This window comes from Streptomyces mexicanus, from assembly GCF_902506575.1.
GTDB classification, from domain to species: Bacteria; Actinomycetota; Actinomycetes; order Streptomycetales; family Streptomycetaceae; genus Streptomyces; species Streptomyces mexicanus.
In genome coordinates this window covers 2,222,465-2,246,626 of the sequence record NZ_LR732544.1, presented here as the reverse complement: position 1 = coordinate 2,246,626, position 24,162 = coordinate 2,222,465, and the positions used below count along the sequence as shown (strand labels likewise).

The following is a 24,162-nucleotide window of genomic DNA, read 5'->3' as shown; positions in this document are numbered from 1 at the left end:
GCGGCGATGCACAGGACCCTCATCGTCACCAACGACTTCCCGCCCCGCCCCGGCGGCATCCAGGCGTTCCTGCACAACATGGCGCTGCGCCTGGACCCCGAGCGGCTGGTCGTCTACGCCTCCACGTGGAAGCGCGGCCGTCAGGGCGCCGAGGCGACGGCCGCGTTCGACGCGGAGCAGCCCTTCACCGTCGTCCGCGACCGCACCACGATGTTGCTGCCGACGCCGGACGCCACCCGGCGCGCCACCGCCCTGCTGCGTGAGCACGGGTGCACGTCGGTGTGGTTCGGCGCGGCGGCGCCGCTCGGGCTGATGGCCCCGGCGCTGCGCCGGGCGGGCGCCGAGCGGCTGGTGGCCACCACGCACGGGCACGAGGCCGGCTGGGCGCAGCTGCCCGCCGCCCGGCAGTTGCTGCGGCGCATCGGGGAGTCCACGGACACGCTGACCTACCTCGGCGAGTACACCCGCTCCCGGATCGCCGGCGCGCTCACCGAGCGCGCCGCGGCCCGCATGGTGCAGCTGCCGCCCGGGGTGGACGAGAAGACCTTCCACCCGGGCTCGGGCGGCGACGAGGTGCGCGCCCGGCTCGGGCTCACCGACCGCCCCGTGGTCGTGTGCGTCTCCCGGCTGGTCAAGCGCAAGGGGCAGGACACCCTGATCCGGGCCCTGCCCCGCATCCTGGCCGCCGAGCCGGACACCGTGCTGCTGATCGTCGGCGGCGGGCCGTACGAGAAGGACCTGCGCCGGCTCGCCCGGGAGACCGGTGTGGCCGCCTCCGTGCGCTTCACCGGCGCGGTGCCCTGGGCGGAGCTGCCCGCGCACTACGGCGCCGGCGACGTCTTCGCCATGCCGTGCCGCACCCGGCGCGGCGGGCTCGACGTCGAGGGGCTGGGCATCGTCTACCTGGAGGCCTCCGCGACCGGGCTGCCGGTCGTCGCCGGGGACTCCGGGGGCGCACCCGACGCGGTGCTCGACGGCGAGACCGGCTGGGTGGTGCGCGGCACCAGCCCCGAGCAGGCCGCCGACCGCATCGTCACCCTCCTCCAGGACGCCGCGCTGCGCCGCCGCATGGGCGAGCGCGGCCGCCGGTGGGTGGAGGAGAAGTGGCGCTGGGACCTGCTGGCCGAGCGGCTGAAGGACCTGCTCTAGCAGCTCCCGAGCCCTGGCGCCCCCGCCCCCGGACCTGACCGGCGTACGGGGGCGGGGACGGGGGCCTACTTGGCGTACAGGGCCTCGATCTCGTCGGCGAAGTCCTGGGCGACCACGTTCCGCTTGAGCTTCAGCGACGGGGTGAGGTGGCCGGATTCCTCCGTGAACTGGGTGCCCAGGATGCGGAACTTGCGTACCGACTCCGCCTTGGACACCGCCGCGTTGCCGTCGTCCACGGCCGCCTGGATCGCCGCGTTCAGGTCCGGGTCGTCGCGCAGCGAGGCCGCGGTGGAGCCGGCGGGCTTGCCGTGCTCGGCGGCCCAGCGGCCGAGGAACTCCTCGTCCAGGGTGATCAGCGCGCCCACGAACGGCCGCCCGTCGCCCACCACCATGCACTCGGCGACCAGCGCGTGGGCGCGGATGCGGTCCTCGATCACGGCCGGGGCGACGTTCTTGCCGCCCGCGGTGACGATGAGTTCCTTCTTGCGGCCGGTGATCCGCAGATACCCGTCCTCGTCGAGGGTGCCGATGTCCCCGGTGTGGAACCAGCCGTCGGCCAGCGCCTCGGCGGTGGCGGCCGGATTGTTCCAGTACTCCTTGAACAGGTGCTCACCGTGCAGCAGCACCTCGCCGTCGTCCGCGATCCGGACGACCGAGCCGGGCAGCGGCTGCCCGACCGTGCCGATCTTCTGCCGGTCCCAGGGGTTGAACGCCGTCGCTGCACAGGACTCGGTCAGGCCGTAGCCCTCCAGCACGGTGAAGCCGATGCCGCGGAAGAAGTGCCCGAGCCGCTCGCCGAGCGGGGCGCCCCCGGAGATGGCGTACTCACCGCGCCCGCCGAGCACCGCGCGCAGCTTGCTGTAGACCAGCTTGTCGAACACCTTGTGCTTCAGCTTCAGGCCCAGCGAGGGGCCCGAGGAGCTGTCCAGGGCCTTGCTGTAGGCGATCGCCGTGTCGGCGGCCTTGTCGAAGATCTTCCCCTTGCCGTCCGCCTGGGCCTTGGCGCGCGCCGCGTTGTACACCTTCTCGAACACGCGCGGGACGCCCAGTATCAGCGTCGGGCGGAACGCGGCCAGCTCGTCGGTGAGGTTCTTGATGTCCGGGACGCAGCCCAGCTTGATCGGGGCCATCATCGGCGCGATCTGCACCAGCCGCCCGAAGACGTGCGCGAGCGGCAGGAACAGCAGCACCGAGCACTCCCCGGTGCGGAAGAGCGGACGCAACCGCTCCACCACGTTGCCGCACTCGGCGAAGAAGCTGCGGTGGGTGAGCACGCACCCCTTGGGGCGGCCGGTCGTGCCGCTGGTGTACACGATGGTCGCCGGGTCGTCTGCCTTCGCCAGCGAGCCGCGCTCCTCCACCGTGGCGTCGGCGACGCCCTGCCCGAGACGGCCCAGCTCCTCGACCGCGCCGCCGTCGATCTGCCACACGTGCTTGAGCGCGGGCAGTGCCTCGCGCACCGACTCGACGACCGCGGCATGGGCGTCCGTCTCCACGACGCACGCGGTGGCGCCCGAGTCACCGAGGATCCACCGCACCTGCTCCGGCGAGCTGGTCTCGTACACCGGCACGGTGACCCCGCCCGCGCTCCAGATCGCGAAGTCCAGCAGCGTCCACTCGTAGCGGGTGCGGGACATCAGCCCCACCCGGTCGCCGGGCTGCACACCCGCCGCGATCAGCCCCTTGGCCGCGGCCTGGACCTCGGCGAGGAAGTCCCGGGCGCTGACGTCCCGCCAGGCACCCCCCGCTTTGCGGGCGATGACGGCGACGTCGGGATGCTGCGCGGCGTTTCTGCGGACGATGTCGGTCAGGTTCCCGTCCGTGGGGACCTCGTACAAGGCCGGAAGGCTGAACTCGCGCAAGACTGCTGCTCCTCATAGGGCGCCGGCGCCACGACGATGTGTGATGCGACGGTGCGGTCCAAGGCTCGGTCGGGTGCCCGGGTTCGCCAGGAGCCGTTACGGGCCCGATGGTTGAAATCCAGAGCACGACTGGACTGCCCGGAGGTTACCCGCCGGTATGGCCTCTTCGACAGGGGGTCCCGGCGAGATGTTCGCTGCGTCACACGTGGAATGGTCCTGTGCGCACAGTAGTCGAGAGCCGGAACGACTGGCGAGTAACCGGACCGTCGTCCGCCACTGTTCACAAGTGCCACGCCCGGCCTACGCTTGATCGTCATGACACGCCCACCGTCCGGGGACCGCAGAACACGTGTGCACGTGGTCAGCGACGTGCACGGCAACGCCCGCGACCTGGCCCGGGCCGGCGACGGCGCCGACGCCTTGATCTGCCTGGGCGACCTCATCCTCTTCCTGGACTACGCCGACCACTCCCGCGGCATCTTCCCCGAGCTCTTCGGCACCGAGAACGCCGACCGGCTCGTCGCCCTGCGCCCCGCCCGCCGCTTCGAGGAGGCCCGCGAACGGGGCGCCCGCCTGTGGGCGGGCATCGACGGCGACCGGACCGCCGTGATCGAACAGGCGGTCCGCCGGCAGTACGCGGAACTCTTCGCCGCCTTCCCCACCCCGACCTACGCCACCTACGGCAACGTCGACATGCCGCCCCTGTGGAAGGAGTACGCCCACGAGGGCGTCACCGTCCTCGACGGCCGGCGCGTGGAGATCGCCGGCCGCGTCTTCGGCTTCGTCGGCGGCGGCCTGCGCACCCCCATGCGGACCCCCTTCGAGATCAGCGACGAGGAGTACGCCGCGAAGGTCGAGGCCGTCGGCGAGGTCGACGTGCTGTGCACCCACATCCCCCCGGACGTGCCCGAACTGCTCTACGACACCGTCGCCCGCCGCTTCGAACGGGGCAGCCGCGCCCTGCTCGACGCCATCCGCCGCCCCCGCCCCCGCTACGCCCTCTTCGGCCACGTCCCCCAGCCCCTGGTGCGCCGCATGCGCATCGGCGCCACCGAGTGCGTCAACGTCGGCCATTTCGCGCGCACGGGCACCCCTTGGGTCCTTCAGTGGTGACGGCGGGGTGACGGCAGGGGCGCGGGCCTTCGCCGACCCGCCCCTGTCCGCCATGTCCGCAGGTGGGGGTGGAGTCCGCCGCCCCCCTGCGCGGTAGCCTTCACGCTGCACGCACGTGCGCACACAGACCCGACTTGCGGCCCGCATCTGGAGGAGCCACGGCGATGGCGGAACACACCAGCTCGAGCATCACCATCGAGGCGGCACCGGCCGACGTCATGGGGGTGATCGCCGACTTCGCCCGCTATCCCGACTGGACCGGCGAGGTCAAGGAGGCCGAGGTCCTCAAGACCGACGACCAGGGCCGCGCCGAACAGGTCCGCCTGGTCATGGACGCGGGCGCCATCAAGGACGACCAGACCCTGGCCTACACCTGGAGCGGCGACAACGAGGTCTCCTGGACCCTGGTCAAGTCCCAGATGCTGCGCTCCCTCGACGGCTCCTACCTGCTCGAGCCGGTGGGCGCCGGCGCGACGGAGGTCACCTACCGGCTCACGGTGGACGTCAAGATCCCCATGCTGGGCATGATCAAGCGCAAGGCGGAGAAGGTCATCATCGACCGGGCCCTGGCGGGCCTGAAGAAGCGGGTGGAATCGGCCGCTCGATGACCCGGCCGGCGCGCACCCTCCTGATCACGGGCCCCGGCGGCGGTGGCCGTACCACCGTCTCCGCGGCCACCGCACTCGCCGCCGCCCGCGACGGCGTCCCCACCCTCGTCCTCAGCGGCGACCGCGCCGACACCCTCGGCGCGGCGCTCGGCGTGCCCACCTCAGCGGAGCCGGTGCCGGTCGAGGAGAACCTGACGGCCTGGCGCCCCGACGCGGCGGCCGGGTTCCGGGCGGACCTCGCCGCCTTCCAGGAGCGGGCCGCGAACGTCCTGGACCTGCTGGGAGCCTCCCGCCTGGACGCCGAGGAGGTCACCCCGCTGCCGGGCGCGGAGGAGCTGGCGCTGCTGCGGGCGCTGCGCGACGCCGCGCTCTCGGAGCGGTTCGGGCTGCTGGTCGTCGCCCTGCCGCCCGTCCCGCAGGCCCTGGCCCTGCTCGCGCTCCCCGCGGAGCTGCGCCGCTACCTGCGCCGCCTGCTCCCGCCGGAGCGGCAGGCGGCGCGTGCCCCGCGCCCGGTGCTCGGCCGCCTCGCGGGCGTGCCGATGCCGGCCGAATGGCTGTACGAGACGGCGGCGCGCTGGGACACCGAGCTGGCCGCCGTGGAGGCGGTGATCGCCGACCGCGGCACCGCCGTGCGCCTGGTCGCCGAGCCGGGCCCGGCCGGCGCGGACGCCGTGCGCAGCGCCGCGCTCGGCGCCGCGGTGCGCGCCCTGCCGGTGGAGTCCGTGGTGGCCGGGCGGGTGCTGCCGGAGGCGGCCGCGGACTCCTGGCTGGCCGGACCGCTCGCCCAGCAGCGCAAGACGCTGGACGAGTGGGCGGAGACGTACACGGTGCACCGCGCCGCCCACCTGGGGCGGGATCCGCGGGGCCGGGACGACCTGGCCGCCCTGGGCGTGCCCGGCGTCCACCCGGAGCCCGACCCGGTCGAGTGGCCCGTGCGCGACCGGATCGCCGAGGACGGGGTGCTGGTGTGGCACATCCCGCTGCCCGGCGCCGTCCGCGACGAGCTGGACCTGCTCCGGCGCGGTGACGAGCTGGTGCTGACGGCGGGCCCGTACCGCAGGATCGTCCCGCTGCCGTCGGCGCTGCGTCGGTGCACGGTGGCCGGGGCGGCGCTGCGCGAGGAGGAGCTGCGGATCCGCTTCACGCCGGACCCGGCGCTGTGGCCGCGCGAGAGGTGAGCCGCCCGGCGCGCCCGCGCGGCGTCCCGCGCGCCTGGCCTGCGAGGGATGAACCGGCGGTGGCCGTTCGGGTAACGTCGATGGGACGAACCGCAGTCAGGAGTCCGTCATGAGCGAAGAGCGCCCACCGTCCGACGACGCCGCGCGGGACGACACCGCTCAGGGCCGGACCGCCGGCGAGGCGGCACCCGGCGCCGTCGAGGCCGACGCCTGGGCCGCGGCCTGCGCCGAGGACCTCGCCGCCGAGAAGGCCCGGCGCCGCACCCAGTACGGCCCGCCCCCGGGGTCGGCCGCCGAGGAACTGCGCAAGTTCGTGGACGCGGTCGCCGACAAGCTGTCCTCGCTGCAGGCGCCGCTGCTCGGAGCGGTCGCCGGACCCGCCGCCCAGCAGGTGGTGCGGCAGGTCGTGCAGCAGGCGAAGGCGGCCGTGGAACCGGTCATAGAGCGCAACCCGGACGTCTTCGACCACCTCGCGGCGGCCGGCAGCGAGCTGCTCGCCGCCTACCGCTCGGCCGTCACCGCCCAGGAACGCCGCTGGACGAACGGCGGCGAGGACCTCGCCGACGACCTGAAGGACCTCGACGAGCGACCCGGCCGCCGTGACGGCGGCGAGGGCACCGGCGGCGGCGAACGCATCGACCTGGACTGAAGCCCTCGGGCGGCAGGGCCTCGGGTACGGTTGGCCGTAGCGGGGCTCGACCGAAACTGAGGGATTCATGGGACTCACCATCGGCGTCGACATCGGCGGCACGAAGATCGCGGCCGGCGTGGTCGACGAGGAAGGCAACATCCTCTCGACCTTCAAGGTGCCGACCCCCACCACACCCGAGGCCATCGTGGACGCCATCGCCTCGGCGGTGGAGGGCGCGCGTGCGGGGCACGAGATCGTCGGCGTGGGCATCGGCGCCGCCGGATACGTCAACCGGCAGCGCTCCACCGTCTACTTCGCGCCCAACATCGACTGGCGCAACGAGCCGCTCAAGGAGAAGGTCGAGGCGCGCGTCGGCCTGCCGGTCGTGGTGGAGAACGACGCGAACGCCGCCGCCTGGGGCGAGTACAAGTTCGGAGCCGGCAAGGGCCACCGCAACGTCATCTGCATCACGCTGGGCACCGGCCTCGGCGGCGGCATCATCATCGGCAACAAGCTGCGCCGCGGCCACTTCGGCGTGGCCGCCGAGTTCGGCCACATCCGCATGGTGCCCGACGGCCTGCTGTGCGGCTGCGGCTCGCAGGGCTGCTGGGAGCAGTACGCCTCCGGCCGCGCCCTCGTGCGCTACGCCAAGCAGCGCGCCAACGCCACCCCGGAGAACGCCCAGATCCTGCTGGCCCTCGGCGACGGCACGCCGGACGGCATCGAGGGCAAGCACATCTCGATGGCCGCCCGCCAGGGCGACAAGGTCGCCATCGACTCCTACCGCGAGCTGGCCCGCTGGGCCGGCGCGGGTCTGGCCGACCTGGCCTCCCTGTTCGACCCGTCGGCGTTCATCGTCGGCGGCGGCCCGTCCGACGAGGGCGAGCTGGTCCTGGAGCCGATCCGCAAGTCCTACAAGCGCTGGCTGGTCGGCGGCAACTGGCGTCCGGTGGCCGACGTGATCGCCGCCCAGCTCGGCAACAAGGCCGGCCTGGTCGGCGCCGCGGACCTGGCCCGGGAGCCCGACCCGATCATGTGACGCACGCCTGCGTGCGAAGCGCCCACCGTCCCTTCCGTCCGGGCCGGTGGGCGCCGTCGTACCGGCCGGTGGGCACCGTTGCAGCGGCCGGTGGGGCGCTGTCGTACCGGCCGGTGGGCGCGGTCGATCCGGCTGGTGGTGCCCGTGCGGGCGCGCGGGCGCGGCGGGCGTATGTTGATCGTCATGCAGCTGCCCAACTCCCGCACCGAGCCCGACGGTTCCGCCGTCGTCCGCGTCCTGTCCTACAACGTCCGGTCGCTGAAGGACGACACCGCCGCCCTGGCCCGGGTGATCGGTGCCTGCGCGCCCGACCTCGTCCTCCTGCAGGAGGCGCCCCGGTTCTTCCGCTGGCGCAAGAAGCTGGCGCGGCTGGCGCGCGCCGCCGACCTGGTGGTCCTCACCGGGGGCGCGACGGCCGCGGGCCCGGCCGTGCTGTGCTCGCTGCGCGCCACCGTCGAGCGGACCGAGGACGTGCTCCTGCCGCTCACCCCCGGGCTGCACCGCAGGGGTTTCGCCACGGCGGTCGTCCGGTTCGGGGGCGCCCGGCTCGGCGTCCTCGGCTGCCACCTCTCGCTCGACAAGGACGAGCGGTACGAGCAGAGCGGCATGCTGCTGGACCGGCTGGCCGGGATGGGGGTGGACCACGCGATCGCGGGCGGCGACATCAACGAGGGGCCGGAGGGCCCGGCCTTCACGCGCCTGGCCGACGCGCTCCAGGACGGCTGGGCGACCGCTCCGCGGGGCGCCGAGCACACCTGGTCCTCCCGTGAACCGCACCGGCGCATCGACGCGATCTTCGCCACCCGCGGCATCGAGGTGCTCGGCTGCGGGGTGCCGGTGGACCTGCCCGGCGTGACCCGGCTCGACCTGATGGAAGCCACGGACCACCTTCCGGTGCTCGGCGCCTTCAGGATCCCCGCGGGGGCGTGACGGCCACGGACCCCCGAGGGCCGGGGCGGCCCCGGGCGCCACTCCGGCCTTGGGCGGGTGCCCTGTTGCGCCTGGTGCGCCGCGCGCGTCCGGCCACGCGGCACGCGGGTCCGCCGTCGCCGGAGCGGCGACGCGGCCGCGCCTGGGGCGGTCCCGGGGCGGGTGCCCGCTGAGCTGGGGTGCCCGGTGTGCGGCCCGGGGGCGCGGGGCGCGGGGCCGCCGGTCACCGGGGCGGCCACACGGATGCGTGCGTGGTGGTCGCCCGGACGAGTACGAGGGCGGGCGTCCCGGCCCGCGGTCGGCGGTCGGCGCCTGCGATGCCGGTGTCGGCCGGGCAGCGGCCGGCGTCCCCGCGCCGCCCCTCATACCACCGCGCCGCGCCCCGGGTCGTCGTCCTCGTCGTCGCCCGGGTTCATGCGGGCCACCAGCGTCGCGACACCGCCGAGGAAGCCGCCGACGCACAAGGTGGTCAGCCACCAGGTCATGTCCCAGCCGAGCAGGACGGCCACCAGGAGCAGCACGGGACCGCCGACGACGCCCAGCCAGGCGAACTTGGCGGTGGCGTCGGCCTCCGGCAGCGGGGGCGGCTCGGGCGGCACGAAGTGGCCCTCGTCGTCCTCGCCGAAGTCGTCGTCGGAGGGCTCTGGCAGCGTGTAGTCCCGCGGTCCCGCGCCGGCCGGTCCGATCCCGGGGGCGAAGGAGACCGAGCTGCCCAGCGGCGTGGCCGGGGCCGGCCGGTCCGCCTCCGGCTGCTCCCGCCCGGAGCGCTCGTCGTCCGCGTCCGGCGGATCGGGCAGCGCCAGGTTCTCGATCGGCCGGAACGGCCGTGCGCCGGGCGGATCGGGCGGCTCCTCCCCGTATCCGGCGACGATGGCGGCCCAGGCGGCCTCCTCGTCCATGGGAAGTCGCTCGGCGCCCGCCGCACCCGCCGTACTTGCGGCACCCGTCGCGTCCGGCCCGGCGGACCCGGCGGCCTCCGCCGGGGCAGGCCCACCGGTCCCACCGGTCCCTGCGGCCTCACCCGCCGGAGTGGAGCCGTCGGCCTCGGCAGCGGGCTCCGCCGGCGTCGCCGCGCCGACGCTCTCGCCGCCCCCGGCGGCCGTACCGCCGTCTCGCACCTCACGGCCCCCGGTCGTCCCGGCGTCCGCCAGGCTCCCGGGGTCTCCACCGCCCTGGAGGTCGTCTGCGGCCTCGCGGTCGCGGTCGTGCTCAGCCACCTGCGGCCGTCCCTTCCTTGCCGACGCTGGGTGCGAGCCGGCCGATGAAGCCGAGGCTCTCCTCGAAGATCCGGTCCGCGTCGTGGTCCAACGTCGCCACGTGGTAGCTGTGTTCCAGCAGGATCTCGGTGACGTCCACGGAGGAGACGCGGCTGAGGATCCGGGCCGAGTCGGCCGGCGGCACCACATGGTCCTGCGGGCTGCGCAGCAGCAGCAACGGCTGCGTGACCTGCGGCAGCTCGCCGTCGACCAGGCGGAAGAAGGTCCGCAGCGAGTGGGCGGCGTGCAGCGGCACCCGGTCGTAGCCCAGCTCCGCGGCGCCCTCCTTGGCGATGTCGCTGGCGATTCCCTTGGTGGTGCGCACCACGTGCCGGGCCACGGGCAGGGCGTACGCGGACAGCCCGTGCACCTTGTTCGCCGGGTTGACGACCACCACCCCGGTGACGGCGTCACCGTGTTTGGCCGCCAGGCGCAGCGCCAGGGCGCCGCCCATGGACAGCCCGGCCACGAAGACGTGCGCGCACCGCTCGCGCAGCAGGCGCAGTTCGCGGTCCACTTCGGCGTACCAGTCCTGCCAGCCGGTGACCTGCATGTCCTGCCACCGCGTCCCGTGTCCGGGCAGCAGCGGGAGCGAGACCGTCAGGCCGCGCTCGGCGAGATACCCGGCCCAGGGGCGCAGCGACTGGGGGCAACCGGTGAAGCCGTGGCAGAGGAGGACGCCGACCTCCCCGCCCTCGTGGCGGAACGGCTCGGCTCCGGGCAGGACCGGCACGTCGGTCTCCTGTTCGTGAGGTGGCTCGGCACGACGATGACAGGGGTGCCCCGGCGGCCGGCCGGGTGCGCGCGGCCGGTGCGGCGGGGCGGGGCGGTGCCGCCGACGGCGGGTGGCCGTCGACCGCGGGTACTTCACCGTACGCGACGGCACTGACACCGACCAGGGCCGTCGGGCGCCTTCCGCGGCGTCGCGGGTTATGGTCTGATCGACACACACAGGAGGCACTCGGTTGTTGTACGGCGCGATGAAGGTCGCCCTCGGGGGACCGCTGAAGGTCGCCTTCCGGCCGTGGGTGGAGGGCCTGGAGAACGTTCCGGCCGAGGGCCCCGCGATCCTGGCGAGCAATCACCTGTCGTTCTCGGACTCGTTCTTCCTGCCCGCGGTGCTCGACCGCAAGGTCACGTTCATCGCGAAGGCCGAGTACTTCACCACGCCCGGGGTGAAGGGGCGGCTGACCGCCGCGTTCTTCAAGGGCGTCGGCCAGCTGCCCGTGGACCGCTCCGGCGCGCGCGGCGCGGGCGAGGCGGCGGTGCGCAGCGGCATCGAGGTGCTGGAGCGCGGCGAGCTGTTCGGCATCTACCCGGAGGGCACCCGCTCGCCCGACGGGCGGCTCTACCGCGGCAAGCCCGGCGGGCTGGCCCGGGTGGCGCTGGCCACGGGGGCGCCCGTCATCCCGGTCGCCATGATCGACACGGAGAAGATCCAGCCGCCCGGGAAGGTCGTGCCCAAGCTGATGCGCCCGGGCATCCGGATCGGCAAGCCGCTGGACTTCCGCCGCTACCAGGGCATGGAGCACGACCGCTTCGTGCTGCGCGCGGTGACCGACGAGGTCATGTACGAGATCATGAAGCTGTCGGGCCAGGAGTACGTCGACATCTACGCCACCGCCGCCAAGCGGCAGATCGCGGAGGCCGCCAAGGCCGAGAAGGAAGCGGAGAAGGCGGCGAAGGCGAAGAAGGCGGAGCAGGCGGCGCTCGCGCAGGCCGGGAAGCCGGCGGAAAGCGACCGTCCGGGACAGGACCGTCCCGAGCAGGACCGTCCGGGACAGGACCGGCCCGAGCGGGACGCGCGCGGGCAGTAGCGACCGGGCCCACCGCGGCGGAGCAGGCAGGACCGCGGCGGCCCGCGGACAGGGGGACACGGGGCAGGGGGACAGAGGCGCGAGCGTGTCATGAGGATGTCGGTCGAGCAGCCGATGTGGCGTGCGCTCGCCGGATACCGCGTGCTGACCATGTTCTACGCGGTCGGCCTGTTCGCCACCGCCTACGACCGCTTCCCGCGCCCCTGGATCGCCGTCGCCTACTACGGCGTGCTGTGCGTGTGGACCCTGGCCACGCTGCCCAGGGTCGCGGGCGCCGCGAGCTGCACCAAGGGCCTCCTCGCCGCCGACCTCGCGCTGGCGGTCACCGGCATCCTGCTCACCCCCCTCGCCGACACCCACGAGCGGATCGCGGCGGGCGGCCCGACGCTGCCGTCGATATGGACCGCCGGTTCCGTCCTCGCCTTCGCGGTCCGGGGCGGCTGGCGCTGGGCTGCCGTGGCGTCCACCGCGGTCGCCGCCGCCAACCTCGTCGAGCGGGGCACCCCGGCCCGCGACACGGTGCACAACGTGATCCTGGTGTGGGTCGCCTCCATCGCGATCGGCTACGTCGTCGAGGTCGCCCGCGCCTCCGAGCGCACCCTCGCGCGTGCCCTGGAGATCGAGGCGGCGACCCGCGAACGGGAGCGGCTGGCCCGCGACATCCACGACAGCGCGCTGCAGGTGCTGGCCATGGTGCAGCGGCGCGGCGCGGTCATCGGCGGGGAGGCGGCGGAGCTGGGCCGGCTGGCCGGGGAGCAGGAGGTGGCGCTGCGCACCCTGGTCTCGGGCGGGCTGCTGCCGGTCTCCCGGGTCTGCGAGGACGCCTCGAAGGGCGCGGTGGTGCGCGCCGTCGAGGACGGGGAGGAGACGGAGGGCGAGGGGAGCGACGGCGGGCCGGTGGACCCGCGCGCGCTGCTCGCCCCGTACGCCGGATCCCGGGTCAGCCTCGCCGCACCGGGTGCCCCGGGGCCGCTGCCGCCCGCCGTCGCACGGGGGGTGGCCGCCGCCGGGGGCGCGGCCCTGGACAACGTCCGCCGGCACGCGGGCGAGGGCGCGCGGGCGTGGATCCTGGTCGAGGACGAACCGGAGCAGGTCCTGGTGACCGTCCGGGACGACGGGCCCGGCATCCCGGAGGGCCGGCTCGCCCAGGCCGAGGGCGAGGGCCGGCTGGGGGTGTCGCAGTCGATCCGGGGCCGGCTGCGCGACCTCGGCGGCAGCGCCGAGCTGATCTCCGTGCCCGGCCAGGGCACCGAGGTGGAACTGAAGGTACCGAAGAGCGTGAAGGCGGAACGTCGATGAGCGAGCAGCAGGACCCGATCAAGGTCATGGTGGTGGACGACCATCCCATGTGGCGCGACGCGGTCGCCCGGGACCTGACCGAGTCCGGCTTCGACGTGGTCGCCACCGCGGGCGACGGCGAGCAGGCGGTGCGCCGCGCCAAGGCGGCCGCGCCCGACGTGCTGGTCCTCGACCTGAACCTGCCCGCCAAGCCCGGGGTGCAGGTCTGCAAGGAACTTCTCGCGCACAACCCGGCGTTGCGGGTGCTGGTGCTGTCGGCGAGCGGTGAGCACGCCGATGTGCTGGAGGCGGTGAAGTCCGGCGCGACGGGCTATCTGCTGAAGTCGGCGTCCACGCAGGAGCTGCTGGAGGCGGTGCGCCGCACCGCCGTCGGCGACCCGGTGTTCACGCCGGGCCTGGCCGGCCTGGTGCTGGGCGAGTACCGGCGGCTGGCCGCCGAGCCCGCCGCCCCCGGCGCGGGCGCCGCCGCCGACGCGCCGAGGGCGCCCCGCCTCACCGAGCGCGAGACCGAGGTGCTGCGCCTGGTCGCCAAGGGGCTGAGCTACAAGCAGATCGCCGAGCGCCTGGTGATCTCCCACCGCACGGTGCAGAACCACGTGCAGAACACCCTCGGCAAGCTCCAGCTGCACAACCGGGTGGAGCTGGTCCGGTACGCCATCGAACGCGGACTCGACGGCGAGTAAACCCGCGTCCCCCGCGCCGCCACTCTTTCGAGTGGATTTGCCGAGATCAACTACCGGACATTTCACCGGAATTGACTGTCCCGACCGTCCCGGAGTGACGTGCGTCACCTTTAGCGTGGCCTCATCAGGCAACCGCGGCGAAGGGACATTTCCATGCGGGTCGGAGTACTGACCGGAGGCGGCGACTGCCCCGGGCTCAACGCCGTCATCCGGGGCGTCGTCCGCAAGGGCGTGCAGGAGTACGGCTACGACTTCGTCGGCTTCCGGGACGGCTGGCGGGGGCCCCTGGAGAACGACACCGTCCGCCTCGACATCCCCGCCGTGCGCGGCATCCTGCCCCGCGGCGGCACCATCCTCGGCTCCTCGCGCACCAACCCCCTCAAGCAGGAGGACGGCATCCGGCGCATCAAGGACACCCTCGCCAAGCAGGAGGTCGAGGCGCTCATCGCGATCGGCGGCGAGGACACCCTCGGCGTCGCCGCCCGGCTCAGCGGCGAGTACGGCGTGCCCTGCGTCGGCGTGCCCAAGACCATCGACAACGACCTGTCGGCCACCGACTACACCTTCGGCTTCGACACGGCGGTCTCCATCGCCACCGAGGCCATCGACCGCCTGCACACCACCGCCGAGTCGCACATGCGGGTGCTGGTGTGCGAGGTGATGGGCCGGCACGCCGGCTGGATCGCCCTGCACTCCGGGCTCGCCGGCGGCGCCAACGTCATCCTCATCCCCGAGCAGCGCTTCGACCTCGACCAGGTGTGCGCCTGGATCACCTCCCGCTTCAAGGCGTCGTACGCCCCGATCGTGGTCGTCGCCGAGGGCGCCATGCCCAAGGACGGCGAGATGATCCTCAAGGACGGCTCCACGGACTCCTTCGGGCACGTGCGGCTCTCCGGGGTCGGCGAGTGGCTGGCCAAGGAGATCGAGAAGCGCACCGGCAAGGAGGCGCGGACCACCGTGCTGGGGCACATCCAGCGCGGCGGCACGCCCAGCGCCTTCGACCGCTGGCTGGCCACCCGGTTCGGGCTGCACGCCATCGACTGCGTGCACGACGGCGACTTCGGAAAGATGGTCGCCCTGCGCGGCACCGACATCGTGCGCGTGCCCATCGCCGAGGCCACCGCCAAGCTGAAGACGGTCGACCCGAAGCTGTACGAGGAGGTCGGGGTCTTCTTCGGCTGACGCCCGGCCCCGGACGGCTACACGGTCGTGCGGTCGAGCTGCCCGATCATCTCCCGCACGACCGCGGCCCCGTTCAGACTCAGCACCGACTCCGGGTGGAACTGCACCCCGGCGAAGCCCGGCCCGCGCAGCGCGTGCACCTCGCCGTTCGCCGCCCGGCTCACCTCGATGCCGTGCGCAGCCAGTTCCCCGGCCGCCTCCTCGTCGCAGCGGGCCACGAAGCTGTTGTAGAAGCCGACGGTCTCCGCCCGCCCGAACAGGTCGATCTGCGTCTGCGCCCCCTGGTACGGCACGTCCTTGCGGACGATCTCCAGGCCCAGCTCGGCCGCGATCAGCTCGTGCCCCAGGCACACCCCGAGCACGCCGTGCCGGTGCTCCCGGATCAGCTGGGCGGCCAGCTCCCGCAGGAGGCGCATCTTGGGGTCGGCCAGGTCCGAGGGGTCGCCCGGGCCGGGGCCGAGCACGACCGGTCCCTCGTGCGCGAGGACGGCCCCGCGCAGTCCCGGCTCGTCGTAGCGCCTCACGGTCACCTCCAGGCCGGCCGAGCGCAGCACGTGCGCCAGCATCGCCGTGAAAGTGTCCTCGGCGTCGACCACCAGCGCGTGCCCCGCGAGGGCGCCGGTGCGCTCCTGCATCCGCAGCCAGAACGGCGCGAGCGACGCCCGGCGCCCGTCCAGCGCGGCCCGCACCCGCGGGTCGTCCGCGAGCCGGGGCACATCCCGCTTGCCGCGCGGCCGGGCGGGGCGGACGCCCAGCGCCGCCAGCACGCCCGCCGCCTTCGCGTGGGTCTCCGCGACCTCGCTCGCCGGATCCGAGCCGCGCACCAGGGTGGCCCCCACCGCGACCCTCAGGCGCCCGGCCGCGTCGATGTCCGCGGTGCGGATGAGGATGGGGGAGTCCAGGGTCTGCGCCCCGCCGCTGTCGCGGCCCAGCAGCGCGAGGGCGCCCGCGTAGTAGCCGCGCCCGCCGGACTCGTACCGTTCGATGACCCGGCAGGCGTTCTGCACGGGCGAGCCGGTGACGGTCGCGGCGAACATGGTCTGCCGCAGCACCTCCCGCACGTCCAGGGACGACCGCCCGCGCAGCTCGTACTCGGTGTGCGCGAGGTGCGCCATCTCCTTCAGCCGCGGCCCGACGACGACCCCGCCCATGTCGCCGACGGTGCACATCATCTTCAGTTCCTCGTCGACGACCATCGACAGCTCCTCGATCTCCTTGCCGTCGGCGAGGAACTCCAGCAGGTGCTCCGGCGTCGGTCCCTCGGCGGGGTAGCGGTAGGTGCCGCTGATCGGGTTCATGACCACCGTGCCGCCGGACATGCGCACGTGCACCTCCGGGCTGGCCCCCACCAGGGTGCGCCCGCCCGTCCCGTGCCCCCGCCCGTGCGAGGAAGGCCCTTCGGGCCCGTCCTGCTCTCCGGTGTGCACGACGAACGTCCAGTACGCGCCGCGCTCGCCCTCCAGCAGTCGCCGGAACAGCGCCAGGGCGTCCGCCCGCGCGAAGCCGGGGATCTCGCCCTCGTACGTCCGCCGGATCACGAAGTTCGCGCCCTCGCCCGCGCCGATCTCCTCACGCAGCACCCGCTCCACGATCCGCGCGTACTCCTCGTCGCCGACGTCGAAGCCGCCGCCCGTGACCCGCACATCGTGCGCGGGCAGCTGCGCCAGCGCCTCCCGCAGCGGGATCACGTGCCGCTCCTCGGGGACCAGCGCCGTCAGCGGGGTGCCGTCGTCCCGGACGTCGAAGCCGCGCTCGCGGATCTGGCGGAAGGGCACCAGCGCCAGGCACTCCTCGGGCAGGTCGGCCAGGCGTTCGTGGGTGCGCACCGGGCCGACGAGCAGCTCGACCACATCGTGGTCGTGCCCGGGGGTGCGGCGCCGGAGCAGGGCGAAGGGACGGGGGTCGTGCAGCAGCTGTGCCAGGTCCACGGTTCCTCTTTTGCGTCGATGTCGGGGAGGAACGACCCGGGTGCCGTACACGCCGAAGGCCGCCCCTCGGGCGGCCTTCGCGAAGTCGAGCGTACGCGCAGTCAGTGGGCCGCCGGATGAGCGGTCCACCACCAGTTCTGGTGCGTCGGCACGTACATGGGAAGCACTCTAACGCATGCGCCCGCGGCGCCGCGGCCCGCCCCGGAGTGCGGGCGGGCGCGGCGCCGCGGGCGCATGCGGCGGTCCGGGGGGCCGGCGTCAGACGATCATGTTGAACATGTTCCAGCCGCTGCCGATCTGGGTGCGGGTCGCGAACGGGGCGGAGGCGCTGCCGGTGCCCTTGTAGAACCACAGCACGCCGCTCGAGTCGCGGGCCACCAGATCCGGCCGCCCGTCGCGGTTCAGGTCGCTCGGGCCGCGCAGCACGGTGTAGGTGTTCCAGCCGCCGCCGATCCGGGTGCGGGTCGCGAACGGCGCGGAGGCGCTGCCGGTGCCCTTGTAGAGCCAGAGCACACCGCTCTTGTCACGGGCGACCAGGTCCGCCTTGCCGTCCCCGGTGAGGTCCCCGGTGTCGGCCAGGGCGTTGAACATGTTCCAGCCGCCGCCGATCTGGGTGCGGGTCGCGAACGGGGCGGACGTGGTGCCGGTGCCCTTGTAGAGCCAGAGCACGCCGCTCTTGTCACGGGCGACCAGGTCCGCCTTGCCGTCCCCGGTGAGGGCGCGGGCGCCGGTGAAGGTGTCGAACATGTTCCAGCCGCCGCCGACCTTGGTGCGCGCGCGGAAGGGCGCGGACGGGTTGCCGCTGCCCTTGTAGTACCAGAGCACGCCGTCCTTGTCGCGGGCCACCATGTCACCGGTGCCGTCCGCGCGCAGGGCGGTCAGCGAGGTCACGATGTCGTACGTGTTCCAGCCGCTGCCCACCCGGTAACGGGTCAGGAACGGCGCGGAGGCGCTGCCGCTGCCCTGGTACTGCCACAGCACGCCCGAGGAGTCCCGGCCGAGGATGTTGTACCGGTCGGTGCCCGGGTCGGGCGCGGTGCTCTTGACCACGTCGACGTCGGAGGCGCGCACCCAGGCGATCCGGTGGTTGTAGCGGATCGGGTAGAAGGTGTTGCTGCCGACGACCACCGTGCGCGAACCGGTGCCGGAGCCGTCGAAGGCGCCGCTGTTGTAGTACGAGCCGTTCACCGGCGAGCCGGCGGGCCCGGCCAGCGGGTACTGCTGCCCGGCGGCGAAGCCGTACTTGGTCAGCGAGGCGTTGTTGGAGGTCTGGACGCCCACCCCGGTGCCGGCGTACGCGGCGTCCTCGGGGTAGGTGCGCCCGTACACGGCGATCGGGCCGGACCCCGCCTTGGGCACGACCACGTCCTGCGTGCCGACGGCGGCGGCGAACTGGCCGCCCTTGTTGTAGAACCAGGCCTTCTGGCCGCCGTACCAGATGGCGGTCCAGTCACCGCGTGCCTCGGCGACGACGTACTCGCCGCCGGCCACGGCCTTGTTGCCCCAGTTCCAGCCCTCGGTCGTGCTCACGCTGCCCAGGTACGGATCGGTGATCGGGGCGGAGCCGGTGGACGGCGAGGTGTACAGGTAGACGAAGTCGGCCGGCTGGGTGGGCACGGACGCGCCGTTGTTGGTGATCTTCGGCTGGTTCGCCGTGGTGAACGGCGGGACGACGCGTATCACCTGTCCGGCCTTGTACAGGCCGCCGGCGCCGCCGGCCCCGGTCGGGGCGCCCAGCAGCTGCATGTAGTGGTTCCAGTCCCAGAACGGGCCCGGGTCCCAGTGCTGGGACTTGACGTTGGCGTCCAGGACGCCCGGCACCTCGTCGTGGCCGATGATGTGCTCACGGTCCAGCGGGATGTCGTACTTGGCCGCCAGGTACTTCACGAGCGCGGCCGAGGACTCGTACTGCGGCTCGGTGTACCAGCTGCCGTCCTTGATCGCGTAGCCCTCGTGCTCGATGCCGATCGAGTGCATGTTCATGCTCTTGTTGGCCGCGTGCCACGCCTCGTCCTTGTTCTGGACCACCTGCGTGACCAGACCGTCGGAGGCACGGATCAGGTAGTGGGCGCTGGCGTAGGTGTTGGAGTTCTGGAAGGACGCCAGCGAACCGGCGTAGCCGCCCTCGGTGTCGTGGATCACGATGTAGCGGATCTCGTGACCGGTCGTGGGCCGGTTGGCGACACCGTAGTTGCCGAAGTCGGTGTTGTCGGTCGAGCTGTTCTGCTTGTACGCGGCCGGGCGGAAGTCGCAGTTCAGGCCGGTGGGGCAGTCGGGAGCCGGGGCGGTGTCCGTGGCGGCCGCGGCCAGCTGGAGGTCGGAGGTGTGCTTCGGCCGCACCGTCGGGTCGGCGGGCAGCGTGACGGTCTGGCCGTCGGTGGTGATGCGGCTCTCGCCCGTCGTGATCGACTCGAACACGCGCTTGGCGAACAGCTCCGCGCCCTTGCGGTCCGGGGACTGGCCGGCGCGGGCCACGGCCGGGTACCAGGCGCCCGGGTCGTCCGGCAGCGAGCCGGCGGCCTCCTTCTGGTACTGCGCGAGCAGCGCGGCGCCGGCCCGGATGCTCTGCTTGGCGTCGCTCTGCACCTTCTCGGGCGAGGCGTCGATCAGATCGGCCGCCTTGTCCAGGGTGTGCAGCCGCGGGTCGCCGGTGTCGACCGGCTGCTTGCGCAGGCTCTTGAGCGCCCGCTGGGCGTCGAAGTGCTTCTCGACGGCCGGGTCACCGCTGAGGTTCATGTGCGACAGCTGCAGCTCGCGCTGGTCGGCGGCGCTGTCGTGGCCGTCGAGGTCCGTGGCGTCCACGTCCGTCAGGCCCATGACGTTGTACGCGCCCGTGGTGCTCGGCAGGCCGTCGTGGTCCTCCCAGCGCGTCTGCCGGTACGCCACCGCCATGAGCACGCTCTGCGGGACGTGGAACTCCTTGGCCGCCTCGGCGAAGTCGCTCTGCAGCCGGGTCCCCGGGGCCCCGGCGGCCTGTGCGTCCTGGGTGCCGAACAGGTCCGGCGTGGCCAGGGCCAGCGTGCCGGCCGTCGCGGCGACGGCCATGGCGGAGGCCACCCCGTAGACGAGCAGCCTCTTCTTCTTGCGGTCTCTTCGATGGCCCGCGCTCACGTCCCCACCCCTATTTTTGTCATGTTCATGCCCAAATGGTCTGCATGTCCGGTCTCTCTGCGGTCCAGGACCCGGAGATCACATACAAGCGTTCCAGCGTTGAAAGAGTGCGAGACGTTACCAGTGGGGCCGCAGGGGCGATGGCCGACCGTCGTCTCATCTGTCGAACCGGACGAAAAACCTTGGGGGCGACCCCGTAAGGTTGAGGGTGTGACCGTGAACGCTAAGACCAGCGCGAGCGCTGGCAACACCTGGCGCAACCTGCCCGCGGCGCAGCAGCCCGACTACCCCGACCCCGAGGCTCTGCGCGCAGTGATCGCGGACCTCGAGTCGTATCCGCCGCTCGTCTTCGCGGGCGAGTGCGACCAGCTGCGCGCCCGGATGGCGGCCGTCGCCAGGGGAGAGGCGTTCCTCCTCCAGGGCGGCGACTGCGCCGAGGCGTTCGACGCGGTGTCCGCCGACCACATCCGCAACAAGCTCAAGACGCTGCTGCAGATGGGCGCCGTGCTGACGTACGCCGCCTCGGTGCCGGTGGTCAAGGTCGGCCGGATCGCCGGCCAGTACTCCAAGCCGCGCTCCAAGCCCATGGAGACCCGCGACGGCGTGACGCTGCCGACCTACCGCGGCGACTCCGTCAACGGCTTCGAGTTCACCGAAGAGGCCCGCGTCCCGGACCCCGAGCGCCTGAAGCGGATGTACCACGCCTCGGCGTCCACGCTGAACCTGGTGCGCGCCTTCACCACCGGCGGCTACGCCGACCTGCGCCAGGTGCACGCCTGGAACCAGGACTTCGTGAAGTCCTCCCCGTCCGGCCAGCGCTACGAGCAGCTCGCCCGCGAGATCGACAACGCGCTGAACTTCATGCGGGCCTGCGGCGCGGACCCCGAGGAGTTCAAGACCGTCGAGTTCTACTCCTCGCACGAGGCGCTGCTGCTCGACTACGAGTCCGCGCTCACCCGCGTCGACTCGCGCACCGGGCAGCTGTACGACGTCTCGGCGCACATGGTGTGGATCGGCGAGCGCACCCGGCAGCTGGACCACGCGCACATCGAGTTCGCCTCGAAGATCCGCAACCCGATCGGCATCAAGCTCGGCCCGACCACGACGGCCGAGGAGGCGCTGCAGTACATCGAGCGCCTCGACCCCGACCGCGAGCCCGGCCGGCTGACCTTCATCGTGCGCATGGGTGCCGACAAGGTCCGCGACAAGCTGCCCGAGCTGGTGGAGAAGGTCACCGCCTCCGGGGCGACCGTGGCCTGGGTGACCGACCCGATGCACGGCAACACCTTCGAGGCGGCCTCCGGGCACAAGACCCGCCGCTTCGACGACGTGCTCGACGAGGTCAAGGGCTTCTTCGAGGTGCACAAGGCGCTGGGCACCCACCCGGGCGGCATCCACGTGGAGCTGACCGGTGACGACGTCACCGAGTGCGTGGGCGGCGGAGACGAGATCTTCGTCGACGACCTGCACCAGCGCTACGAGACGGCCTGCGACCCGCGGCTGAACCGCAGCCAGTCCCTGGACCTGGCGTTCCTCGTCGCGGAGATGTACCGCGACCAGTGACGGCCACGGCGTGAACGACTGAGTGGGGCGCGGATCACATACGGTCCGCGCCCCACCCGCTTTTGCCGGCCCTGGCAGCCGGGTAAGGTTAGGTTTGCCTCACCGAGAAGAAGTCGGGATGGCACCACTGAACCGATCCCGGCGGGAGGTGAGCCGCGTGTATGTCTGCAGTTGCTTCGGCATCACCGAGCAGCAGGTCAAGCAGCACGCGGAGAACGGCGCCTGCACGCCCCGCCAGATCGCCTCGGCCTGCAAGGCCGGCACCGACTGCGGCGGGTGCGTCCGCCGCATCCAGGCCCTCCTCGGCCGTGGCGCCTGCCCGCGCCGGGAACTGATCGACCGGGGCGCCCCCGCGCTCGCGCAGCTGCCCGCCCGTCCCTCCGCCCCGCGCCCGGGGGAGCTCGGCGACGCCGCCTAGGAGTGCGTGTCCGCAAGGCCCCAGGGCCGGTCAGGGCGTGGAGAAGCCGTGGGTGCCCGGGCCCGACGGATCCGGCTGCTTCTGCTCGATGAGCGTCGACAGGTAGAGCGCCTCGCCCAGCTTGTCCACCAGTTCCAGCTGCGTGTCCAGGTAGTCGATGTGGTGCTCCTCGTCGGCGAGGATCGCCTCGAAGATGTTCGCCGACGTGATGTCGCCCTTGTCGCGCATGATGTCGACGCCCCGGCGCAGCCGGTCGATGGCCTCGACCTCGATCTGCCGGTCGGCCCGGAACATCTCGGTGACCGTCTGCCCGACCTGCACGTGGAAGAGCCGCTGGTAGTTGGGCAGGCCGTCCAGCAGCAGGATGCGGTCGGTCAGCAGCTCCGCATGCCGCATCTCGTCGAACGACTCGTCCCGGGTGTACTTGGCGAGCTTCGTCCACCCCTTGTGGTCCTGCAGCTTGGCGTGCAGGAAGTACTGGTTGATCGCGGTGAGCTCGGCGGTCAGCTGCTCGTTGAGCAGCTCGATGACCTCGGGGTCGCCCTGCATCGCGGTGCACTCCTTCCGGACTGGTCTGGGCCCGCATGATGTCACCGGTGTCCACAACCGTCCAGTAAGTTCACGCTTAGTATGGAATGCCCCATTTGTCCCGGACCTGGTCCTGTGCACCCCGTCCGGTCTGTCAGGATGGAGTCATGGGTCAGCCGGTGGAACGAGGATCAGGAGGGGCGCCGGAAGCAGCGTCGCGGGGAGCGGCACAACCGGAGCTCCCGCCGGGACAGCGGCTGCAGCGGGGCTGGCCGGTCACGCACTACGGGCCCGTGCCGAAGTTCCGTCCCGAGCGCTGGGACTTCCGGGTGTTCGGCGCCACCGCCGACGGCGAGAAGCACTGCTGGACGCACGAGGAGTTCACGGCCCTGCCCTACACCACCGTGGTGGCCGACCTGCACTGCGTGACGAAGTACAGCATGCTCGGCGCCGAGTGGGGCGGCATCCCGGCCCGCACCGTCCTGGACATCGCCCCGCCCGCCCCGGACGTCACCCACGTGATGGTCTGGGCCGAGTACGGCTTCAGCTCCAACCTGCGCCTGTCGGACTTCACCGCCGAGACCACCTTGTTCGCCACCCACAAGGACGGCGAACTGCTCACCGCCGAGCACGGCTTCCCGCTGCGCCTGGTCGTCCCCCACCTCTACGCCTGGAAGGGCCCCAAGTGGGTCCGGGGCGTGGAGTACATGACCGCCGACCGCCGCGGTTTCTGGGAGGAACGCGGCTACCACAACATCGGCGACCCCTGGAAGGAACAGCGCTACTCCTACCAGGAGCAACCCGGGGAGGGCCCGGAGCTGTGACAGCGGCCGGGCTCCCGGCCCGCACCGGGAGCCGGGCCGGCCTCCGGCCCGCATCGGGAGCCTGGACCTGCCCTCGGCCCGCACCAAGAGCCCTGACCGGCCCCCGGCCCGCACCGGTAGCCTGACCGGCCCGGGCGGTCAGCCGTCCCTGAGTTTCTTCAGGCGTTCCACGTCGGCCGCGTGCCCCTCCTTGCCCCCGGGCGTCTCGATGATCAGAGGCACGCCCTCGGTGGCCGGGTGGGTCATCAGCGCGCGGAACGGTTCCTCGCCTATGTGGCCCGCGCCGATGTTCTCGTGGCGGTCCTTGTGGGCGCCCGCCACATCCTTGGAATCGTTGGCGTGGATCAGCTTCAGCCGGCCGGGGCCGACCGTCTCCACCAGCAGGTCCAGCGTCTGGTGCATGCCGTGCGGCCCGGTCACGTCGTGCCCGGCGGCGAACACGTGGCAGGTGTCCAGGCACACGCCCAGCTTCGGGTGGGCGTCCAGCGCCTCGAAGTACGGCCCGAAGTCCCAGGTGCGCGAGCACAGCGAGGCGCCCTGCCCGGCGGTCGACTCCAGCAGCAGGTACGGGTCGTCGTCGTGGGCCAGCTCCTCCAGCAGCGGCAGCAGGTGCTCCCGTACCTGCCGCAGCGCCACCGACCGCTCCCGCCCGCCGGTCGCGCTGCCGGTGTGCACCACCACGCCCAGCGCGCCGATCTCCCGGCCGCGGCGCAGCGAGTGCCGCAACGACGCCACCGACCGCTCGACGGTCGCCTCGGTGTGCGAGCCGAAGTTGATCAGGTAGGGGGCGTGGACGTACGCCGGGATCGACGCCTCGGCGCAGGCGGCACGGAACGCCTCGTCCTGCCGCGGGTTCCCGGCGGGTGTGGCCCAGCCGCGCGGATTGGCGACGAAGACCTGCACGCTCTCCGCCCCCAGGTCCCGGGCGTAGGCGAGGCCCGTGGAGTGCAGCCCGCCGGCGACGGGCACATGGCTGCCGACCGGGTTGCGGGACGGGCCGGGCGGAACGGCGGAGGACCGCGCCGGGGAGGACGGGGCCGGAG

At 73.0% G+C, this 24,162-nt stretch carries 22 protein-coding genes; 14 read left to right on the top strand and 8 right to left on the bottom strand.

All coding sequences use genetic code 11. The features are described 5' to 3' along the window. Nucleotides 1–6: 6 nt before the first annotated feature. Nucleotides 7–1,149, top strand: a complete 1,143-nt coding sequence (locus GV126_RS10065) for a glycosyltransferase family 4 protein (RefSeq protein ID WP_159664560.1) — start codon at nucleotides 7–9, stop codon at nucleotides 1,147–1,149. Between the two features lie 65 nt (nucleotides 1,150–1,214). Here the strand turns inward: GV126_RS10065 and GV126_RS10060 are convergent, their stop codons facing one another. Next, nucleotides 1,215–3,011, bottom strand: a complete 1,797-nt coding sequence (locus GV126_RS10060) for an AMP-dependent synthetase/ligase (protein ID WP_159664558.1) — start codon at nucleotides 3,009–3,011, stop codon at nucleotides 1,215–1,217. Nucleotides 3,012–3,326: 315 nt separating this feature from the next. Here GV126_RS10060 and GV126_RS10055 point away from each other — a divergent pair, with 315 nt between their 5' ends. The 6 genes from GV126_RS10055 to GV126_RS10030 all read left to right on the top strand — a co-directional run bounded on the left by GV126_RS10055 (nucleotide 3,327) and on the right by GV126_RS10030 (nucleotide 8,510). Beyond that, on the top strand, nucleotides 3,327–4,124 hold the full coding sequence (locus GV126_RS10055) for a metallophosphoesterase family protein (RefSeq protein ID WP_159664556.1): 798 nt from the start codon (nucleotides 3,327–3,329) through the stop codon (nucleotides 4,122–4,124). A 164-nt stretch (nucleotides 4,125–4,288) separates the two neighbouring features. Further along, nucleotides 4,289–4,732, top strand: coding sequence for an SRPBCC family protein (locus tag GV126_RS10050; protein WP_159664554.1), 444 nt, complete (start codon nucleotides 4,289–4,291; stop codon nucleotides 4,730–4,732). After that, nucleotides 4,729–5,910: an ArsA family ATPase gene (locus GV126_RS10045; RefSeq protein WP_159664552.1), complete on the top strand. Its 1,182-nt coding sequence runs from the start codon at nucleotides 4,729–4,731 to the stop codon at nucleotides 5,908–5,910. The genes GV126_RS10050 and GV126_RS10045 overlap by 4 nt, the downstream gene beginning before the upstream one ends. Nucleotides 5,911–6,019: 109 nt before the next feature. Beyond that, entirely contained in the window at nucleotides 6,020–6,559 is a 540-nt protein-coding gene (locus GV126_RS10040; protein ID WP_159664550.1) for a DUF5304 domain-containing protein, read from the top strand. 67 nt (nucleotides 6,560–6,626) lie between these two features. Then, nucleotides 6,627–7,580, top strand: a complete 954-nt coding sequence (locus tag GV126_RS10035) for an ROK family glucokinase (RefSeq protein ID WP_159664548.1) — start codon at nucleotides 6,627–6,629, stop codon at nucleotides 7,578–7,580. Between the two features lie 183 nt (nucleotides 7,581–7,763). Next, nucleotides 7,764–8,510, top strand: a complete 747-nt coding sequence (locus tag GV126_RS10030) for an endonuclease/exonuclease/phosphatase family protein (protein WP_236569938.1) — start codon at nucleotides 7,764–7,766, stop codon at nucleotides 8,508–8,510. A 362-nt stretch (nucleotides 8,511–8,872) separates the two neighbouring features. Here the strand turns inward: GV126_RS10030 and GV126_RS10025 are convergent, their stop codons facing one another. Beyond that, the gene (locus tag GV126_RS10025) at nucleotides 8,873–9,409 is read right to left on the bottom strand and encodes a hypothetical protein (protein WP_159664544.1); all 537 of its coding nucleotides are present in this window, start codon (nucleotides 9,407–9,409) and stop codon (nucleotides 8,873–8,875) included. A gap of 310 nt (nucleotides 9,410–9,719) precedes the next feature. Next, on the bottom strand, nucleotides 9,720–10,499 hold the full coding sequence (locus tag GV126_RS10020) for an alpha/beta hydrolase (protein ID WP_159664542.1): 780 nt from the start codon (nucleotides 10,497–10,499) through the stop codon (nucleotides 9,720–9,722). A gap of 247 nt (nucleotides 10,500–10,746) precedes the next feature. Here GV126_RS10020 and GV126_RS10015 point away from each other — a divergent pair, with 247 nt between their 5' ends. The 4 genes from GV126_RS10015 (at nucleotide 10,747) to GV126_RS10000 (ending at nucleotide 14,747) form a co-directional block, all read left to right on the top strand. Continuing rightward, entirely contained in the window at nucleotides 10,747–11,583 is an 837-nt protein-coding gene (locus GV126_RS10015; RefSeq protein WP_159673496.1) for a lysophospholipid acyltransferase family protein, read from the top strand. A gap of 90 nt (nucleotides 11,584–11,673) precedes the next feature. Next, nucleotides 11,674–12,882: a MacS family sensor histidine kinase gene (gene macS, locus GV126_RS10010; RefSeq protein ID WP_159664540.1), complete on the top strand. Its 1,209-nt coding sequence runs from the start codon at nucleotides 11,674–11,676 to the stop codon at nucleotides 12,880–12,882. Next, entirely contained in the window at nucleotides 12,879–13,565 is a 687-nt protein-coding gene (locus tag GV126_RS10005) for a response regulator (RefSeq protein ID WP_159664538.1), read from the top strand. The genes macS and GV126_RS10005 overlap by 4 nt, the downstream gene beginning before the upstream one ends. A 153-nt stretch (nucleotides 13,566–13,718) precedes the next feature. After that, nucleotides 13,719–14,747, top strand: coding sequence for a 6-phosphofructokinase (locus GV126_RS10000; RefSeq protein ID WP_159664536.1), 1,029 nt, complete (start codon nucleotides 13,719–13,721; stop codon nucleotides 14,745–14,747). A 17-nt stretch (nucleotides 14,748–14,764) separates the two neighbouring features. Here the strand turns inward: GV126_RS10000 and GV126_RS09995 are convergent, their stop codons facing one another. The 3 genes from GV126_RS09995 to GV126_RS09985 all read right to left on the bottom strand — a co-directional run bounded on the left by GV126_RS09995 (nucleotide 14,765) and on the right by GV126_RS09985 (nucleotide 19,786). Continuing rightward, nucleotides 14,765–16,675: an anthranilate synthase family protein gene (locus GV126_RS09995; RefSeq protein WP_159664534.1), complete on the bottom strand. Its 1,911-nt coding sequence runs from the start codon at nucleotides 16,673–16,675 to the stop codon at nucleotides 14,765–14,767. Between the two features lie 101 nt (nucleotides 16,676–16,776). Beyond that, a complete protein-coding gene (locus GV126_RS37450) occupies nucleotides 16,777–16,833 on the bottom strand; it encodes a trp operon leader peptide (RefSeq protein ID WP_369123904.1) in 57 nt (18 codons plus the stop codon). A 100-nt stretch (nucleotides 16,834–16,933) separates the two neighbouring features. Beyond that, complete coding sequence (locus tag GV126_RS09985) at nucleotides 16,934–19,786, bottom strand: N-acetylmuramoyl-L-alanine amidase (protein ID WP_159664530.1); 2,853 nt, start codon at nucleotides 19,784–19,786, stop codon at nucleotides 16,934–16,936. Nucleotides 19,787–19,996: 210 nt separating this feature from the next. Between GV126_RS09985 and GV126_RS09980 the strand changes: the two genes are divergently transcribed. Both GV126_RS09980 and GV126_RS09975 read left to right on the top strand, forming a co-directional pair. Beyond that, nucleotides 19,997–21,349 carry a class II 3-deoxy-7-phosphoheptulonate synthase gene (locus GV126_RS09980; RefSeq protein ID WP_159664528.1) on the top strand — a complete coding sequence of 451 codons (1,353 nt, stop codon included), beginning with the start codon at nucleotides 19,997–19,999 and terminating at the stop codon, nucleotides 21,347–21,349. A 157-nt stretch (nucleotides 21,350–21,506) separates the two neighbouring features. Continuing rightward, entirely contained in the window at nucleotides 21,507–21,767 is a 261-nt protein-coding gene (locus GV126_RS09975) for a (2Fe-2S)-binding protein (RefSeq protein ID WP_185947768.1), read from the top strand. Between the two features lie 30 nt (nucleotides 21,768–21,797). On the opposite strand, the gene bfr is transcribed toward GV126_RS09975, so the two are convergent. Next, nucleotides 21,798–22,316 carry a bacterioferritin gene (bfr, locus tag GV126_RS09970; RefSeq protein WP_028422491.1) on the bottom strand — a complete coding sequence of 173 codons (519 nt, stop codon included), beginning with the start codon at nucleotides 22,314–22,316 and terminating at the stop codon, nucleotides 21,798–21,800. 146 nt (nucleotides 22,317–22,462) lie between these two features. On the opposite strand from bfr, the gene GV126_RS09965 reads away from it, so the two are divergent. Further along, nucleotides 22,463–23,119, top strand: a complete 657-nt coding sequence (locus tag GV126_RS09965) for a sulfite oxidase-like oxidoreductase (RefSeq protein ID WP_159664524.1) — start codon at nucleotides 22,463–22,465, stop codon at nucleotides 23,117–23,119. A 138-nt stretch (nucleotides 23,120–23,257) separates the two neighbouring features. On the opposite strand, the gene GV126_RS09960 is transcribed toward GV126_RS09965, so the two are convergent. Further along, nucleotides 23,258–24,088, bottom strand: a complete 831-nt coding sequence (locus GV126_RS09960) for a deoxyribonuclease IV (protein ID WP_159673494.1) — start codon at nucleotides 24,086–24,088, stop codon at nucleotides 23,258–23,260. Between the last annotated feature and the right edge of the window lie 74 nt (nucleotides 24,089–24,162).

Bases quoted from the DNA above. Each gene is read 5' to 3' on its own strand.
- GV126_RS10030 (WP_236569938.1), top strand. From the start codon at position 7,764: ATGCAGCTGCCCAACTCCCGCACCGAGCCCGACGGTTCCGCCGTCGTC.
- bfr (WP_028422491.1), bottom strand. From the start codon at position 22,316: ATGCAGGGCGACCCCGAGGTCATCGAGCTGCTCAACGAGCAGCTGACC.
- GV126_RS10025 (WP_159664544.1), bottom strand. From the start codon at position 9,409: ATGGACGAGGAGGCCGCCTGGGCCGCCATCGTCGCCGGATACGGGGAG.
- GV126_RS10040 (WP_159664550.1), top strand. From the start codon at position 6,020: ATGAGCGAAGAGCGCCCACCGTCCGACGACGCCGCGCGGGACGACACC.
- GV126_RS10005 (WP_159664538.1), top strand. From the start codon at position 12,879: ATGAGCGAGCAGCAGGACCCGATCAAGGTCATGGTGGTGGACGACCAT.
- GV126_RS10015 (WP_159673496.1), top strand. From the start codon at position 10,747: ATGAAGGTCGCCCTCGGGGGACCGCTGAAGGTCGCCTTCCGGCCGTGG.
- GV126_RS10000 (WP_159664536.1), top strand. From the start codon at position 13,719: ATGCGGGTCGGAGTACTGACCGGAGGCGGCGACTGCCCCGGGCTCAAC.
- GV126_RS10035 (WP_159664548.1), top strand. From the start codon at position 6,627: ATGGGACTCACCATCGGCGTCGACATCGGCGGCACGAAGATCGCGGCC.
- GV126_RS10065 (WP_159664560.1), top strand. From the start codon at position 7: ATGCACAGGACCCTCATCGTCACCAACGACTTCCCGCCCCGCCCCGGC.
- GV126_RS10055 (WP_159664556.1), top strand. From the start codon at position 3,327: ATGACACGCCCACCGTCCGGGGACCGCAGAACACGTGTGCACGTGGTC.
- GV126_RS09965 (WP_159664524.1), top strand. From the start codon at position 22,463: ATGGGTCAGCCGGTGGAACGAGGATCAGGAGGGGCGCCGGAAGCAGCG.
- GV126_RS10045 (WP_159664552.1), top strand. From the start codon at position 4,729: ATGACCCGGCCGGCGCGCACCCTCCTGATCACGGGCCCCGGCGGCGGT.
- GV126_RS10050 (WP_159664554.1), top strand. From the start codon at position 4,289: ATGGCGGAACACACCAGCTCGAGCATCACCATCGAGGCGGCACCGGCC.
- macS (WP_159664540.1), top strand. From the start codon at position 11,674: ATGAGGATGTCGGTCGAGCAGCCGATGTGGCGTGCGCTCGCCGGATAC.